We start from the raw sequence: 12,937 nt of genomic DNA, 5'->3' as shown, positions 1-12,937 counted from the left end.
ATGCAGGTCGTTTGTTCATTGAAATCTGCGCGAGCGCGCCATCCCGATTGCCAGCTGGTCCGTCGGCGGGGCAAGTTGTTCGTCATTTGCAAAAGCAATCCTCGCTTCAAGGCTCGCATGAAGTGATGCCCTCATAACCTTGGGCCCCTGATCCCATTTCGAGTGGACAGGGGTCTTCTCGGTTTTCAAATGGCCATTTTCCCGTCTTCCATCCCGCTGTTTTTCCCGACTTTTACATGCTCCAAGCCGCTCTATGAGGTATAATGCGGCACTATTTTTATGGGTTTCCCGTGAGCGTGATGAAAGAATTTTTTGCAACCTGCCCCAAGGGGCTGGAAAACCTGTTGGCCGACGAGCTGACTACTCTGGGCGCTGAGCAGGTCCGTGAGACCGTGGCCGGCGTCCATTTCTGCGGCGAGCTGGCCATCGGTTACAAGGCCTGTCTGTGGAGCCGTTTTGCCTCCCGCATCGTGCTGGTGCTCTCCGAGTTCCAGATGAACGACGATCTGGACCTCTATCTGGGCGCCCATACCATTCCCTGGGAAGAGCACTTCTCCGGCACCGCCACCATAGCGGTGGATTTCACCGGTACCAATGCCTCCATTCGCAACACCCAGTACGGCGCGCTCAAGATCAAGGACGCCATCGTCGATCGCTTCACCAAGCGTGGTCATGTGCGCCCGGACGTGGATAAGAAATCCCCGGACATTCGCATCATGGCCCATCTGGGCAAGGGCAAGGCCAATATCACGCTGGACTTGTCAGGCCCCGCGCTGCACCAGCGCTTCTATCGTCAGGGCACCGGTGAGGCTCCGCTCAAAGAGAACCTGGCCGCGGCCATGATTGCCCGTAGCGGCTGGGCCGGCGAGCCCATGATGGACCCCATGTGTGGCTCCGGTACCCTGCTCATTGAAGCGGCCTTTATCGCCGCCGACATGGCACCGGCTCTGCGCCGGGAGCGCTTCGGTTTCGATCGCTGGCTGCAGCACGATAGCGAACTGTGGCAGAGCCTGATGATGGAAGCTCAGGTACGTGCCAAGCGTGGCATGCAGCGCTGCGAGACCAAGCTGTTTGGTTGCGATGCCGACTCCCGCGTGCTGCTCAAAGCCCGTGACAACGCCAAAGCCGCCGGTGTGGCCCATCTCATTACCTTCAAACAGGCTGATGTCACTGCCCTTGAAAATCCGTTGCCCATGGCCGCGGAAGGGAAGACCCGTCAGGTCGGCATGCTGATCTCCAACCCGCCCTATGGCGAGCGTCTTGGTGAGTTTCCGGCGCTGCTGGAAGTTCATCAGGCCCTTGGCGATGCCCTGCGTCGCAGCTTCCAGGGGTGGAAAGTCTCGATCCTTTCCGCATCCCCCGAGCTCTTGAGCTGTCTGCGCCTGCGCGCCGACAAGCAGTATCGTCTGTTCAACGGGGCGCTCGAGTGTCAGCTGCGCAACTACCAGATCGCACTGGACTCCGTGGCCTCCCAAAAAGAGGTGGCGCAGGACTTTGCCAACCGTCTGCGCAAGAATCTGAAGGCCCTTGAGAAGTGGGCGAAGAAAGAGAACCTCGACTGTTACCGTCTGTATGACGCGGACCTGCCGGAGTACAACGCCGCCATCGACCGCTATCAGGACTATCTGGTAGTGCAAGAATATGCGGCGCCCAAGGACATCCCCGCCCAGAAGACCCGTCAGCGTCTGCTCGACATGGTTCAGGCCGCCATCAAGGTGACCGGCATGGACGGCGAGAAGGTGATCCTGAAGGTGCGCGAGCGTCAGGAGGGCAAGCAGCAGTACCAGAAACTCGGTGAAGAGCAGCACCGGATGGAAGTGCAGGAGTACGGTGCACGCCTCTGGGTCAACCTCTACGACTATCTGGATACCGGTCTGTTCCTCGATCACCGTCAGACCCGCCGCATGCTGGGCGAGATGGCCCGTGGCAAGCGCTTCCTGAACCTGTTTTCCTACACCGGCAGTGCCACCGTGCACGCAGGCTTGGGCGGCGCCAGCGAAACCACCACGGTGGACATGTCGCGCACCTACCTGAACTGGGCGCAGGACAACATGCGTCTGAACTCGCTGGTGGGGCGTCAGCACAAGTTCGTGCAGGCCGACTGCCTGAAGTGGCTCTCTGAGGCGGATGAACAGTTCGATCTCATCTTTATCGATCCGCCCACCTTCTCCAACTCCAAGCGGATGGACGAGAGCTTCGATGTGCAGCGTGACCACCTGTTGCTGATGCAACACCTCAAACGCCTGCTGGCTGCCGATGGCACCCTGGTCTTCTCCAACAACAAGCGCCACTTCAAGATGGACCTGGCTGGTCTCGAGGCCATCGGTCTCAAGGCCCAGAATATCACCGGCAAGACCCGGCCGAAGGATTTCGAGCGCAACCAGCATATCCATAACTGCTGGATCATCACCCATGCCGAGGCGCAAGGTTGATGCTGACCCTGTTTCACACCGACGGCTGCCACCTGTGCGAACAGGCCTGGGCGCTGGTGGAGCAGGCGGGTATCGCCGCCCAGACCCGCCAGTGCGACATCATGGATGATGCAACCTGGCTCGATGCCTATCGGGTGCGCATTCCGGTCCTGCGCGATAAGACTGGCCGCGAGCTGGGTTGGCCCTTCACCCTGGTGGAGTTGCAGGGCTGGCTCGCGCGTCAGGGGTGAGTTTGATGTGACGATAAAACGGGGGCAGGCTCAGTCTGCCGCCCGTTTTTTCATATGAAATAAGGAACGAACATGGCTCTTTTGACATTGCACGGCGGCTGTCTGTCGTTCAGTGATTTTCCATTGCTCGACAAGGCCGAACTGACCATAGAGCGAGGCGAGCGCCTCTGTCTGGTGGGCCGCAACGGGGCGGGCAAATCCACCCTGATGAAGGTCATTGCCGGCGAACTGCCGCTCGATGATGGCCGTCTGGTGTTGCAGCAAGACTTGAAAGTGACCCGTCTCGAGCAGGATCCGCCCGCCTCCAGCGAACTGACTGTTTTCGACTATGCCGCCGAAGGGCTGGCCGGGGTGGGGGAGCTGCTCAAGCAGTATCACCATGTCTCCATGGCGCTGGCGAGCGATCCCTCCGATACCAACATCCGCAAGATGAGCCAGCTGCAGGAGCAGCTCGACTACCAGAATGGCTGGCAGTACGAGACCCGTATCAATCAGGTGCTCACCTTGCTTGGGCTCAATCCGGATGTGACTCTCGACAGCCTCTCCGGCGGTTGGCTGCGCAAGGTTGCCCTGGCCCGCGCGCTGGCGTGCGATCCTGATCTGCTGCTCTTGGACGAGCCGACCAACCACCTGGATATCGAAGCCATCAACTGGCTGGAAGAGTTCCTGAAAGATTTCCGTGGCGCCATCGTCTTTATCTCCCACGACCGAGAGTTCATCCACAAGCTGGCGACCCGGATCATCGATCTCGATCGTGGCGTGATCACCTCCTGGCCCGGCAACTACGACGAGTACCTGCAGGGCAAGGAGGAGTGGCTGCGGGTCGAAGAGCTGAAAAATGCCGAATTCGACCGCAAGCTGGCCCAGGAAGAGGTGTGGGTGCGCCAGGGGATCAAGGCGCGCCGGACCCGCAACGAAGGCCGCGTGCGCGCCCTCAAGGCGATGCGCATGGAGCGGACCCAGCGCCGTGAGTTGCAGGGCAAGGCCAAGCTGCAACTGGACGAGGCGGGACGTTCCGGCAAGCTGGTGTTCGAAGCCGAAGGGCTGGGTCTCGATTTTGGGGAGCGCACCCTGTTCCAGGGGCTGGATCTGCAGGTGCTGCGTGGCGACAAGATTGCACTGGTCGGCCCCAACGGCTGCGGCAAGTCCACACTGATCAAGCTGCTGCTCGGCCAGATCGACGCCACGCGCGGTTCGGTACGCCAAGGTACCAACCTGGAAGTGGCCTATTTTGACCAGTACCGCGAGCAGCTCGATCCCGAGAAGACGGTGGTGGACAACGTGGGGGAGGGCAAGCAGGAGGTGATGGTGCGCGGCCGCTCTCGCCATATTCTGGGTTACCTGCAGGACTTCCTGTTTGAGCCCAAACGGGCCCGCACGCCGGTCAAGGCACTCTCCGGTGGCGAGAAGAACCGGCTGCTGCTGGCCAAGCTGTTCCTCAAGCCCAGCAACCTGCTGATCCTCGACGAACCGACCAACGATCTCGACGTGGAGACCCTGGAGTTACTCGAAGAGCTGCTGGCGGACTACCCCGGCACCCTGCTGCTGGTGAGTCACGACCGTCGCTTTATCGACAACACGGTTACCGGCTGCTGGCTGTTTGAAGGGGATGGCCGCATCAGCGACTATGTCGGAGGCTATGCCGATATGATGGCCACCCGGGCCCAGCAACAGGCGGCGCTTCAGGCCAAAAGTGCCCCGAGCAAGGCCCCCGAACCCTTGGTGGTGAGCGAAGCGCCGAAGAAGAGCAAGAAGCTCTCCTACAAACTGCAGCTGGAGCTGGATGGTTTGCCTGCCCGTCTCGAGCAGCTGGAAGCGGAGCTGGAGGCCCTGCAAGGGGAGATTAACCAGCCCGGATTCTTCTCCCTGCCTAGCGATCAAACCCAGCCGAAACTGGATGCTCTGAATGCAGCTGAGGCGGCGCTGGAAGAGGCGTTTTCCCGTTGGGAAGAGCTGGAAGGACTCAAAAATCAGGAGTAAGTTCCCTGTAATTAAAACTTAATCCAGTTCAGTGTCTTGTGTCACACAGGCCGGTTAGTCTGGCAGTTTTTGTTTGACCGACCCTGTTCACTGGGGTAAAGATGAAAGCGACCGATGGAAAATTGGTCGCTTTTTTTGTTCCACGAAGAGGGTCGTAGATGATGAAGAGACAGAAACGGGACCGTCTGGAGAGAGCTCGTGCTCGTGGTTATCAGGCTGGCGTTGTCGGCAAACAGAAAGAAGCGTGTCCGTATCAATGCCTGGATGCCCGCGGGCACTGGCTTGGAGGTTGGCGTGAAGCCATGGAAGGGCGGGGCTCAGGCCTCTTCATGAAGTAACCGGTACTTCATCACTCATGACAAAAGGAAAGGGGCCATCGAGGCCCCTTTGCGTTGCAGTTCATCATCTGTTTTTGCAGATCAGAATGCGGTGGTGTCCTTGAACAGGCCCACTTTCAGATCGGTCGCGCTGTAGATCGGGCGACCATCCACCTCGACTACGCCATCGGCGATACCCATCACCAGCTTGCGGTTGATCACGCGCTTGAAGGTGATCTTGTAGGTCACTTTCTTGGCGGTCGGCAGGATCTGGCCGGTGAACTTCACTTCACCCACACCCAGCGCACGGCCCTTGCCCGGGCCGCCTTTCCAGCCGAGGAAGAAGCCGACCAACTGCCACATGGCATCCAGGCCCAGGCAGCCAGGCATCACGGGATCCCCCGGGAAGTGGCAGTCGAAGAACCAGAGATCCGGCGTAATGTCGAGCTCTGCCAGGATCTCGCCCTTGCCATGCTCACCGCCGTGGTCGTTGATCTTGACGATGCGATCCATCATCAACATGTTGGGGGCGGGCAGCTGACTGTTACCCTCACCAAATAATTCGCCACGGCTGCAAGCGAGCAGCTCTTCACGAGTAAAAGACTCTTTGCCCTGTTCGCACAGAGAAAGGCGGGCTTCCATGGTGGTATTGTCTGGGGTCACGCTGTATATCCTTCAAGTGGGTCAAAGCGGGGCCAATTTAGCGTACAGTTGTGCGCTAAACAACTCCGATCACTTCGTTACCTGTCCAGCAGCCGTGCCAGCAGGGCGCGCAACCCAGTGGGCTTGACGCTGGTGCCATTCAATTCATCCAGCCGCTCCTGAATGCGGCCAAACAGGGTATCCGGCATATCCGGCTCGCCGGCCACGCAACCTGTCAGCAGCTCGATGGCCTCCTCCACATGATCCACCGGATGGATATGGAACTGGCCTGCTTCCACTGCGGCGATCACCTCATCGGAGAGGTTCAGCTGCTGGGTATTGGTGCCCGGCAGAATGATCCCTTGTTTGCCGGTGAGACCGTGGATCTGGCACACTCGGAAGAAACCTTCGATCTTCTCGTTGACGCCCCCCACCGCCTGCACATTGCCAAACTGATCGACGGCGCCGGTCACCGCGAAGTGCTGGTAGATGGGCTGGCGGGCGAGGGCAGAGAGCAGGGCGCACAGACCGGTGAGAGAGGCGCTGTCGCCGTCAATCTCGTGATAGGACTGCTCGAACACCAGATTGGCCGACAGCGGCGAGGGGTTCTCGGCACCAAATTTGTTGGAGAGATAACCGTGGATGATCATCATCGCCTTGGCATGGATATGGCCGGCCAGTTCAGCCTTGCGTTCGATGTCTGCCACATCGCCATCCCCCAGATGCACGGTGGCGGTGAGGCGTACCGGTTCACCGAAGTCATACGGGTGGCCCGAGACCTGGATGACGGAGAGGCCGTTGATCTGGCCTATCTCTTCGCCATCGGTCTGCAACAGGATCTGGCCATCGATAACCCCTTGATCTGATTGCTCAACCAGGTAGTTAAGGCGGTAATCCTGTTCCTCCAGCGCGCCGCGAATATGGGCGTCGGTGACTACTTCCGACTCCAGCTCCCGAGCCAGACTGTCCGACATGCGCATGATGGCGGAGAGCTGTATCTCGGACAGGGAGAGCCACTCCTGATGATCGCACAGGCGGCTGGCATGACGGCAAATGGCGGCGAGGGCGGCCGGGGTGAAATCCAGCAAGTTCCAGCGCTGGCGAAGCCAGGCCAGATATTGCAGGAATTCGGGCAGTTGTTCCTCGATATTGACCTCGGAAACCAGATCGGCGCGCAGGAAGATGCGCTCCGACATGTCCCGATCCAGCATCTGGAATTCCGCCACATCGAGGCGATCCCCTACCAGGATCAGCTTGAGCTTGAGCGGGGTCGCTTCCGGGGTGAAGAAGGGAGTTAGGGTTTTGCCTTCCTGATAGGCAATCCAGTCCAGCTCGCCTTTTTGCATGGCATTTTTGAGCTTGAACCAGAGGTGAGGCTGATCGAGCAACTCGTCCAGCTGCAGGATGAGATAACCACCATTGGCCTGGCGCAGCAGACCCGGCTCCAGCAGATGCTGGTTGGCATAGACGGAGCCCTGCTCTGTCTGGTAGTTGATGGAACCGAACAAGGTATCCCAGTTGAGATCCCGCCCGTAAATGATCGGCGCCTGCTGATCTTCGTGATGGATCAGCAAATTGATCAGCACTGGGTGCTGGAACTCCAGCCCCAGGGCGACGTGGGCGGCGAGATCGGTCAGGAAGTCGTCAATCTTGGGATCGTTGTTCTGCTTGCGCATGATGCGGGTCACCAGACGCTCGGCGTCCAGATGGTGACTCATCAACTTGAGCAGTTCACCCACCATCTCACAGAATTCGATGCCTGTTCCCGGTTGCAGCCGCAACCAGATAGGCTTGAACGGGTTGTTGAGGTTTTCGGTATAGCAGAGGTCGAACAGGTCGCCGTCCTTGCCGTTGGAGTCGGCGATCAGCGTCTGGCAGACCCCTTCATAATCGGCGCCGGGAAAACCGTTGAGTAGCATGACCGGACAATCGCCATCGAAGCTGGCCAACCGTTTGACCGCCGAAATGGCTCTGGGCTGCAAGGCTGCAAAGGGGATGGGTTCAAGCTCACTGAGCATGGAAAACTGTTCAATTGCAAAAGCGGGTTTTAGTTGTTCTGATGTTAATTCAGCCACTTAAGACATCCGGTCGAAAAATAGGATCAATTGTTGCCATTATACACAGTTCAACTAGTGGTGACAGGAAACAAGGAGCCTGTTTATAGGCTCCTTGTTTCCTGCTGCATTAGGGTATGCAATTGATTTTTAGGCGCAAAATTCAGATCTTGGCACCGTGCTCGAAGGCTATGGCAACAGCCAGCGGGTGCTGCGATGACGTGATACCATCCAGCTTGTCAACAAGGAGGCCGCACCGCTTAGGGTGACCCATAGCGGGATCGCCCATACAGGGTTGCCTTCTTGCAGCATGGTGTAGTTTTTTAGCGGCCACAGGAAGATAGGGTGTAGCAGATAGATACCCAGACTGTGTTGACTGATGACATTCACGCCTTGCTGCCAAGACAAGGGCAATCTGGTGGCCCAGGTTCGTGCCAGGACAAATATCATACTGGCGATCACCACGACATTGAGGGTCTTGTAGGAAAACCATAGCCCCACGCTGTACTCGCCCTGAACAAGACTTAATGCGACCACTTCACTGACAGTGAGATAGAGAGCCCCCAATCCGGACAGTGTCAAAAGCAGCAGGCTCCATCCGTTGCTCGGCCACTTGTGGTACAACAGATAACCCAGTGGCAAATACCCGGAAAACAGCCACAAATCGTTGCTCCATAGCCCATCAACACCAAGCAGGAACAGGATCGTTGTGATGAACCACGGCACAACCAACCAGTAGAGGAGGGGATCACCCCAGCGCTTGACGCCCCATTGCAGAAACGGGATCACCAGATAAAGCGGGATGAAATAATAGAAAAATCCGAGATGGTAATAAGTTGCCTCTTGCGGGCTGGCGAGCAGGGTTTGCCAGCCCGTGCCGCCCTCAAAGCCACTGGTGCTCCATCCCGATAACCATGCATAGAACAGCGACCATACGACAAACGGGATAACCACTTTCCCCAGTCGACGCCGCACATAGTAGCGAAGATCAAACGGGCGCCGATCGCTTAGCATCAGCGCGCCGCTAATCAGAATAAATATGGGCACGGCCCAACGGCTCGCGCCGTTGATGGCAACTGCGATCACCCATTGATTAAACGGTATCGTGCCGAGCGAGTCGCAATAGGTGGCGACTACATGGATGGCGATCACCGCAACAGCGGCCATCACTCGCAATAAACTGAAGAAAAAGACACGCTGCTGCATTTCTGTTCCTGTTTATGGGGGATGTGATATGGGTGAAGGCCAAATGTCATCATCCTGTGCCCATTGGCCACATGATTGGACTAACTTGGCGTGTGATAAGAGCAAGAAGAGAAAATGGAGGGCTCGACGGAGTAGAGATCGTCGAAATGGTGCACGCCTGAATTGGCCATCACAGCGTGCAGGGGAACATAAAGTCGGGTTCTGGGATGACGGGTGACAAGCCACTATTGCAGAAGAGCCAGCAGGAATGGACTTGCACCGGTTACCCATAGTCATCCCGTTTGCGGTAGAAAATACACGGCAACAAGCAAAAGCTTGCAGTTACCGTAGCACCCATTTTCTCGTCAGTTCGAAAACGGTACACCTGGGCAAGCGTCAATGAAATGCATCCAGCCATGCGGCGCGTCATGGGTTTACGCAGTAATCAGGCTAGGTGTGTCACTCGATACGAACGAGACTGGCTGGCTAAGCAAACAAGCTGTAGGGGGTTGATTCCATAAGGATGTCTAGAGTTTATCTCTATATGTTATTTAACATAATATACATTATGCGCAGTGACGTCCCAGGGGCTCCTGGGCGGGTTCCTGGCGGGTTATGCCGATAACTAGCTTTATCGGCATCAGAGATAACAAAGCCCTCACTCGGAGGGCTTGGCGGTAATCTTCGCAAAGTATTGTCGGCTTTCCTGGTCTAAGTAGCTGGCCAGGAGAATGACAGGCACCAGAGGAAGCCGGACAGCAAGCCTCACCAGGTAACGTAAATCCAGGGGTGATTTGCCGTAGCGGCCTACCAGGTGCCAGGGAGTCAACAAGCTGTGTATACCATGCGGATAATCTGCCTGGATAACCTGGGCGGTATTATAGAGCGGATAGATATCCTGGCCCCTGAAGCGATGCACGTCGTCAATCATATCGGTCTCGACATTGCGCATCTTCATGCAGTGATACCACATGAATTTGGGCCACATCATCGGCTTATCAAAAACCTTACGGTACAGCGCAGAGATAACCGGAATGCGGATGGTCTTAACCTTGACGGCGCGACACTCATAATCGATTACGTTATCGCGCAGCTGCGCATCCAGGGAGTTAAGGCTTTGCGCCTGAAAGGCAACATCCCAGCCGTATTTACGGCGATGCACAAACCAGTCAATGAGCGCCTTGCGGTCTTTGTCTTGCCAGGAACGCGAATTGAACCAGGTAACAAGTTCATCCAGCATCAAAAGTCCGTTTTTTTCTTCATCCCAGGGTTCATCGTTGCCCATGCCCAGGGCGTATAAATCGGCAGCAGTTGGGCGGTCAGGAATGCGGATGATGCGAATATTTTTATTATTCGAATCACGGAAATGCTCTGGAAATATATCCATGTTGGTCGCAATGATGCGCCCCTCGGATAAATAACGACGAGCCATACCGACAGCACAAAGACCCTTGCCCTGCCCTGTTTTACCGGTTACGCAATATACAGGCATATGCCCTCCCCTTATGAATAACGTGTTGGACTGGGTTTAACATTGGCAAGATAACGCATATGCCAGCGATACAACGCAATAGCCACATATCCGGCAAACAACGCAGACATGCAGGCATTAAAATTGTTGGGAATTACCCAGGTAAACGGAACGGTTGCCCAGGAAGGAAGTAAGACATTTATAGACTGGGTGATGGTGCGAAGTGTCGCCCACATGCCGCTAAACAAGAAAACAAACAAGCTGGCGACCGCCAAGGTAAAAGAAACGTCCTTGGCAAAGTTTCCGGCCTGAAGCATCTGGGCACGGCCCAGAAGATTAGTAAAAAACGCAGCCAAACCTTGCATTTAATTTGCCTCCTTTAAGGCAGTGAAAATCAACGTCATGACAACCATGGCAGCCAAGAACCAACCTAGAAATTCCTTCATTTTTTCAATCTGCTCACAGCCAGCCTTGCCTGGAAATTCCTTGGTAATATTCTGGCCAGCAAATGAGAAGTTGAGAGTTAATGAGCGACAACTGCCAGTTTGAAATTGAGGTAATGGAACAAGCTCGGGCATACCTGGTAAAGCATCAGCAAGAATGGATTCATTCAATTGCTTAAAACCTTCATCGTATATTTTGGAGGCATCATCAGTAACGCCATCGGTGCCAATATCGCCAAGCTTATTAAGGGTTTCCTCTAATTGAGCTTGAGTTAAAGGGTCTTTAAGTTTGTCATTGGCACTAGATATTTGCCCCTCAACGGTTTCACCTTTTTTAATTTTCTCACCCAGAGCAGAAATACGCTGATATTCAGACTCAGTAACATAACAAGCGCCGCCAGGGTTAGAGGATTGAAGATTCCCCTTAAAGTAGCAATCAAGAGCAGGATAGTCAGCCTCAGAAACGCCTGGAATGTTTTTAAGGGGGTTGGGGAATAATTGAGGGACAGGGTATGGATATGCGCCAGGAACCATAAAAGCATCAGCGGCGGCAGTTGGATTCTTAATCATGTCGGAGACAAGAGAGTCATAGAGGGCAGCATCTGTAATAGGCTCAATCTCGGAAGTCATATCTTGAACCTTTAAATAAAAAGAGCGGGTATAAGAGCTGCCAGTAGCAGGGTCAATATATTTAAAAGAATAAAGCAGATTGGCGCCAGGAGCAGGTTTTCCGCTGACAAGAGTTAAATCATAGTATTCATATGGAGAGGCGAAATTAGCGCAAAAATCAGGGGTTCCGGTGGCAAAAGGAAAAGCGCCGCCTTGAAAGGAGCAAGGGCCAACAATTTTTATGGAAGGTTTAGACATCTGGCCAGTTAATTCGTCAATAACCCAACCAGCGGCGGCCATAGTTGCAAGCCATCCGATGTAATAAGGAGAGCGCTTAACAAGAGATTTCATATTGCCCCTAACATAACTCATAAAAGTAGGCTTTGGGACAGTAGTAGTGGTCTGAAAATAAGGAGCGCTAGCGGCGTAGCCCTTTCCCGTCACATTGACTTTAATTCCATTGGAGTCAGCGGAAACGAACCCATTCACTTTCCTGATTTCCGCATCAATCATTGCGTCGCTGAGTGTAAATGAATGCGCTTGCGCTGTAAGAAGGGTTAAAAAAAACAGGAGATACTTAAACATGACTATGGCCCCCTGGCCCCCGCCGACGCTGCGCGGCGGCAGGGGCACGACGGGAGCCATAGTTGGTTGGTGGTTAGACCTTGTTGCCGAAACGCTTGAACAGCGAGATCAGCTTCAGGGCCACGAAGGACGCGATAACGATGGGCCAGAACAGGGTCTGCATGTAGTCAACGCCGCCCTCCAGGTCGGTTGCGGCGGCAGCCAGGCCAGCGGGAGGTGTGAAGGCCGCAAACACAGAGGAGGATGCGAGCGCAACGGATGCAACCAGGAGGCCAGTGGAGGCTTTATCAGCCGCTTTGGCGCCATACTTCTTAGCCATGTTGAAATATTTCATAAGATAATATCCCTATACTTTTTCGCTGAGTTTTTTAAATAAGGTGACTAGATAAGCTAGGCACCAGCCAGAAGCAAACGAGCCAAAAAGATACCCAGCGAATAAGTAATCTCTAAAAAGCTCGTTTACTATTTCTTGAATCATTAGCGGAAGCTCCCGGCCAAAAAGCCCAGGAAAAAGGCAAACGCGCAGGAGAGATAAGTTACCAGCTGAATAACCGCTGCTAAATCAGCCTGAGTGATGCCCTGCTCCATATCATGCCACCCTGGTCAGTTTTTCATTGCCACAGACGGTGATTTTCGCCTCTTTGGTAATGAAATGGCGACGGTCGGGGTAGTCCTGGTAGCCAGAGAGTGGTACCTCGACCATTGCGCCAATGGCGGGAGTGATGGAGCCGATGAAAGCGGCATTCTTGTAAAGCTCTTCGGGAATGCGCAGCGCTTCAGTAATGGCCCGCTCCTCGCCAAAGGCGCCGCGATAATTGCGCTCCAGGCCCAGGAGGTGAGCAACGCCGGATTTAACCTCACCCGATTTTTTATCGACATAGGAGTAAGGTTTATCCATTACGCCCAGGAGGATACCACGACAAAAAATACCAGTTTCCATACTATTCACCTTATGTTTATTCGTCACAATGACATTAATTAAAATGGAC

The 12,937-nt window shown here is 55.1% G+C and carries 13 protein-coding genes; 5 read left to right on the top strand and 8 right to left on the bottom strand.

Annotation, left to right across the window (positions count from 1 at the left end):
- The 5 genes from ykgO to rmf all read left to right on the top strand — a co-directional run bounded on the left by ykgO (window position 1) and on the right by rmf (window position 4,980).
- Window positions 1-126, top strand: coding sequence for a type B 50S ribosomal protein L36 (gene ykgO, locus I6L37_RS15810; RefSeq protein WP_005336596.1), 126 nt, complete (start codon window positions 1-3; stop codon window positions 124-126).
- A 137-nt stretch (window positions 127-263) separates the two neighbouring features.
- Entirely contained in the window at window positions 264-2,432 is a 2,169-nt protein-coding gene (rlmKL, locus tag I6L37_RS15805; protein ID WP_216992343.1) for a bifunctional 23S rRNA (guanine(2069)-N(7))-methyltransferase RlmK/23S rRNA (guanine(2445)-N(2))-methyltransferase RlmL, read from the top strand.
- Window positions 2,432-2,662, top strand: coding sequence for a glutaredoxin family protein (locus I6L37_RS15800; protein ID WP_216992342.1), 231 nt, complete (start codon window positions 2,432-2,434; stop codon window positions 2,660-2,662). The genes rlmKL and I6L37_RS15800 overlap by 1 nt, the downstream gene beginning before the upstream one ends.
- A gap of 72 nt (window positions 2,663-2,734) precedes the next feature.
- Window positions 2,735-4,642 (top strand): ABC transporter ATP-binding protein, encoded by a 1,908-nt coding sequence (locus I6L37_RS15795; protein WP_216992341.1) that lies wholly within the window; start codon window positions 2,735-2,737, stop codon window positions 4,640-4,642.
- A gap of 161 nt (window positions 4,643-4,803) precedes the next feature.
- Window positions 4,804-4,980, top strand: coding sequence for a ribosome modulation factor (gene rmf, locus I6L37_RS15790; RefSeq protein ID WP_082032589.1), 177 nt, complete (start codon window positions 4,804-4,806; stop codon window positions 4,978-4,980).
- 81 nt (window positions 4,981-5,061) lie between these two features.
- Here the strand turns inward: rmf and fabA are convergent, their stop codons facing one another.
- From fabA to I6L37_RS15750, 8 genes are all read right to left on the bottom strand, one after another.
- Window positions 5,062-5,601 carry a 3-hydroxyacyl-[acyl-carrier-protein] dehydratase FabA gene (fabA, locus tag I6L37_RS15785; protein WP_197460150.1) on the bottom strand — a complete coding sequence of 180 codons (540 nt, stop codon included), beginning with the start codon at window positions 5,599-5,601 and terminating at the stop codon, window positions 5,062-5,064.
- A gap of 98 nt (window positions 5,602-5,699) precedes the next feature.
- Entirely contained in the window at window positions 5,700-7,676 is a 1,977-nt protein-coding gene (locus I6L37_RS15780; protein ID WP_061477546.1) for a Lon protease family protein, read from the bottom strand.
- A gap of 168 nt (window positions 7,677-7,844) precedes the next feature.
- Window positions 7,845-8,861, bottom strand: a complete 1,017-nt coding sequence (locus I6L37_RS15775; protein ID WP_216992340.1) for an acyltransferase — start codon at window positions 8,859-8,861, stop codon at window positions 7,845-7,847.
- Between the two features lie 637 nt (window positions 8,862-9,498).
- On the bottom strand, window positions 9,499-10,332 hold the full coding sequence (locus I6L37_RS15770) for a zonular occludens toxin domain-containing protein (protein WP_216992339.1): 834 nt from the start codon (window positions 10,330-10,332) through the stop codon (window positions 9,499-9,501).
- A gap of 11 nt (window positions 10,333-10,343) precedes the next feature.
- Window positions 10,344-10,676 (bottom strand): DUF5455 family protein, encoded by a 333-nt coding sequence (locus I6L37_RS15765; RefSeq protein ID WP_216992338.1) that lies wholly within the window; start codon window positions 10,674-10,676, stop codon window positions 10,344-10,346.
- Window positions 10,677-11,948 (bottom strand): hypothetical protein, encoded by a 1,272-nt coding sequence (locus tag I6L37_RS15760; protein WP_216992337.1) that lies wholly within the window; start codon window positions 11,946-11,948, stop codon window positions 10,677-10,679.
- A gap of 73 nt (window positions 11,949-12,021) precedes the next feature.
- On the bottom strand, window positions 12,022-12,282 hold the full coding sequence (locus I6L37_RS15755) for a major coat protein (RefSeq protein ID WP_216992336.1): 261 nt from the start codon (window positions 12,280-12,282) through the stop codon (window positions 12,022-12,024).
- 255 nt (window positions 12,283-12,537) lie between these two features.
- Window positions 12,538-12,888 (bottom strand): hypothetical protein, encoded by a 351-nt coding sequence (locus tag I6L37_RS15750; protein WP_216992335.1) that lies wholly within the window; start codon window positions 12,886-12,888, stop codon window positions 12,538-12,540.
- Window positions 12,889-12,937: the final 49 nt, after the last annotated feature.

This window comes from Aeromonas sp. FDAARGOS 1407 (assembly GCF_019048725.1).
GTDB lineage: Bacteria > Pseudomonadota > Gammaproteobacteria > Enterobacterales > Aeromonadaceae > Aeromonas > Aeromonas enteropelogenes.
Note: the sequence above shows the minus strand (reverse complement) of the source record. Positions and strands in the feature narration are given on the sequence as shown.

Excerpts from the sequence above, each read along its gene's own strand:
- ykgO (WP_005336596.1), top strand. The coding sequence starts at position 1 with ATGCAGGTCGTTTGTTCATTGAAATCTGCGCGAGCGCGCCATCCCGAT.
- rlmKL (WP_216992343.1), top strand. The coding sequence starts at position 264 with ATGCGGCACTATTTTTATGGGTTTCCCGTGAGCGTGATGAAAGAATTT.
- I6L37_RS15800 (WP_216992342.1), top strand. The coding sequence starts at position 2,432 with ATGCTGACCCTGTTTCACACCGACGGCTGCCACCTGTGCGAACAGGCC.
- I6L37_RS15795 (WP_216992341.1), top strand. The coding sequence starts at position 2,735 with ATGGCTCTTTTGACATTGCACGGCGGCTGTCTGTCGTTCAGTGATTTT.
- rmf (WP_082032589.1), top strand. The coding sequence starts at position 4,804 with ATGAAGAGACAGAAACGGGACCGTCTGGAGAGAGCTCGTGCTCGTGGT.
- fabA (WP_197460150.1), bottom strand. The coding sequence starts at position 5,601 with ATGGAAGCCCGCCTTTCTCTGTGCGAACAGGGCAAAGAGTCTTTTACT.
- I6L37_RS15775 (WP_216992340.1), bottom strand. The coding sequence starts at position 8,861 with ATGCAGCAGCGTGTCTTTTTCTTCAGTTTATTGCGAGTGATGGCCGCT.
- I6L37_RS15770 (WP_216992339.1), bottom strand. The coding sequence starts at position 10,332 with ATGCCTGTATATTGCGTAACCGGTAAAACAGGGCAGGGCAAGGGTCTT.
- I6L37_RS15765 (WP_216992338.1), bottom strand. The coding sequence starts at position 10,676 with ATGCAAGGTTTGGCTGCGTTTTTTACTAATCTTCTGGGCCGTGCCCAG.
- I6L37_RS15760 (WP_216992337.1), bottom strand. The coding sequence starts at position 11,948 with ATGTTTAAGTATCTCCTGTTTTTTTTAACCCTTCTTACAGCGCAAGCG.
- I6L37_RS15755 (WP_216992336.1), bottom strand. The coding sequence starts at position 12,282 with ATGAAATATTTCAACATGGCTAAGAAGTATGGCGCCAAAGCGGCTGAT.
- I6L37_RS15750 (WP_216992335.1), bottom strand. The coding sequence starts at position 12,888 with ATGGAAACTGGTATTTTTTGTCGTGGTATCCTCCTGGGCGTAATGGAT.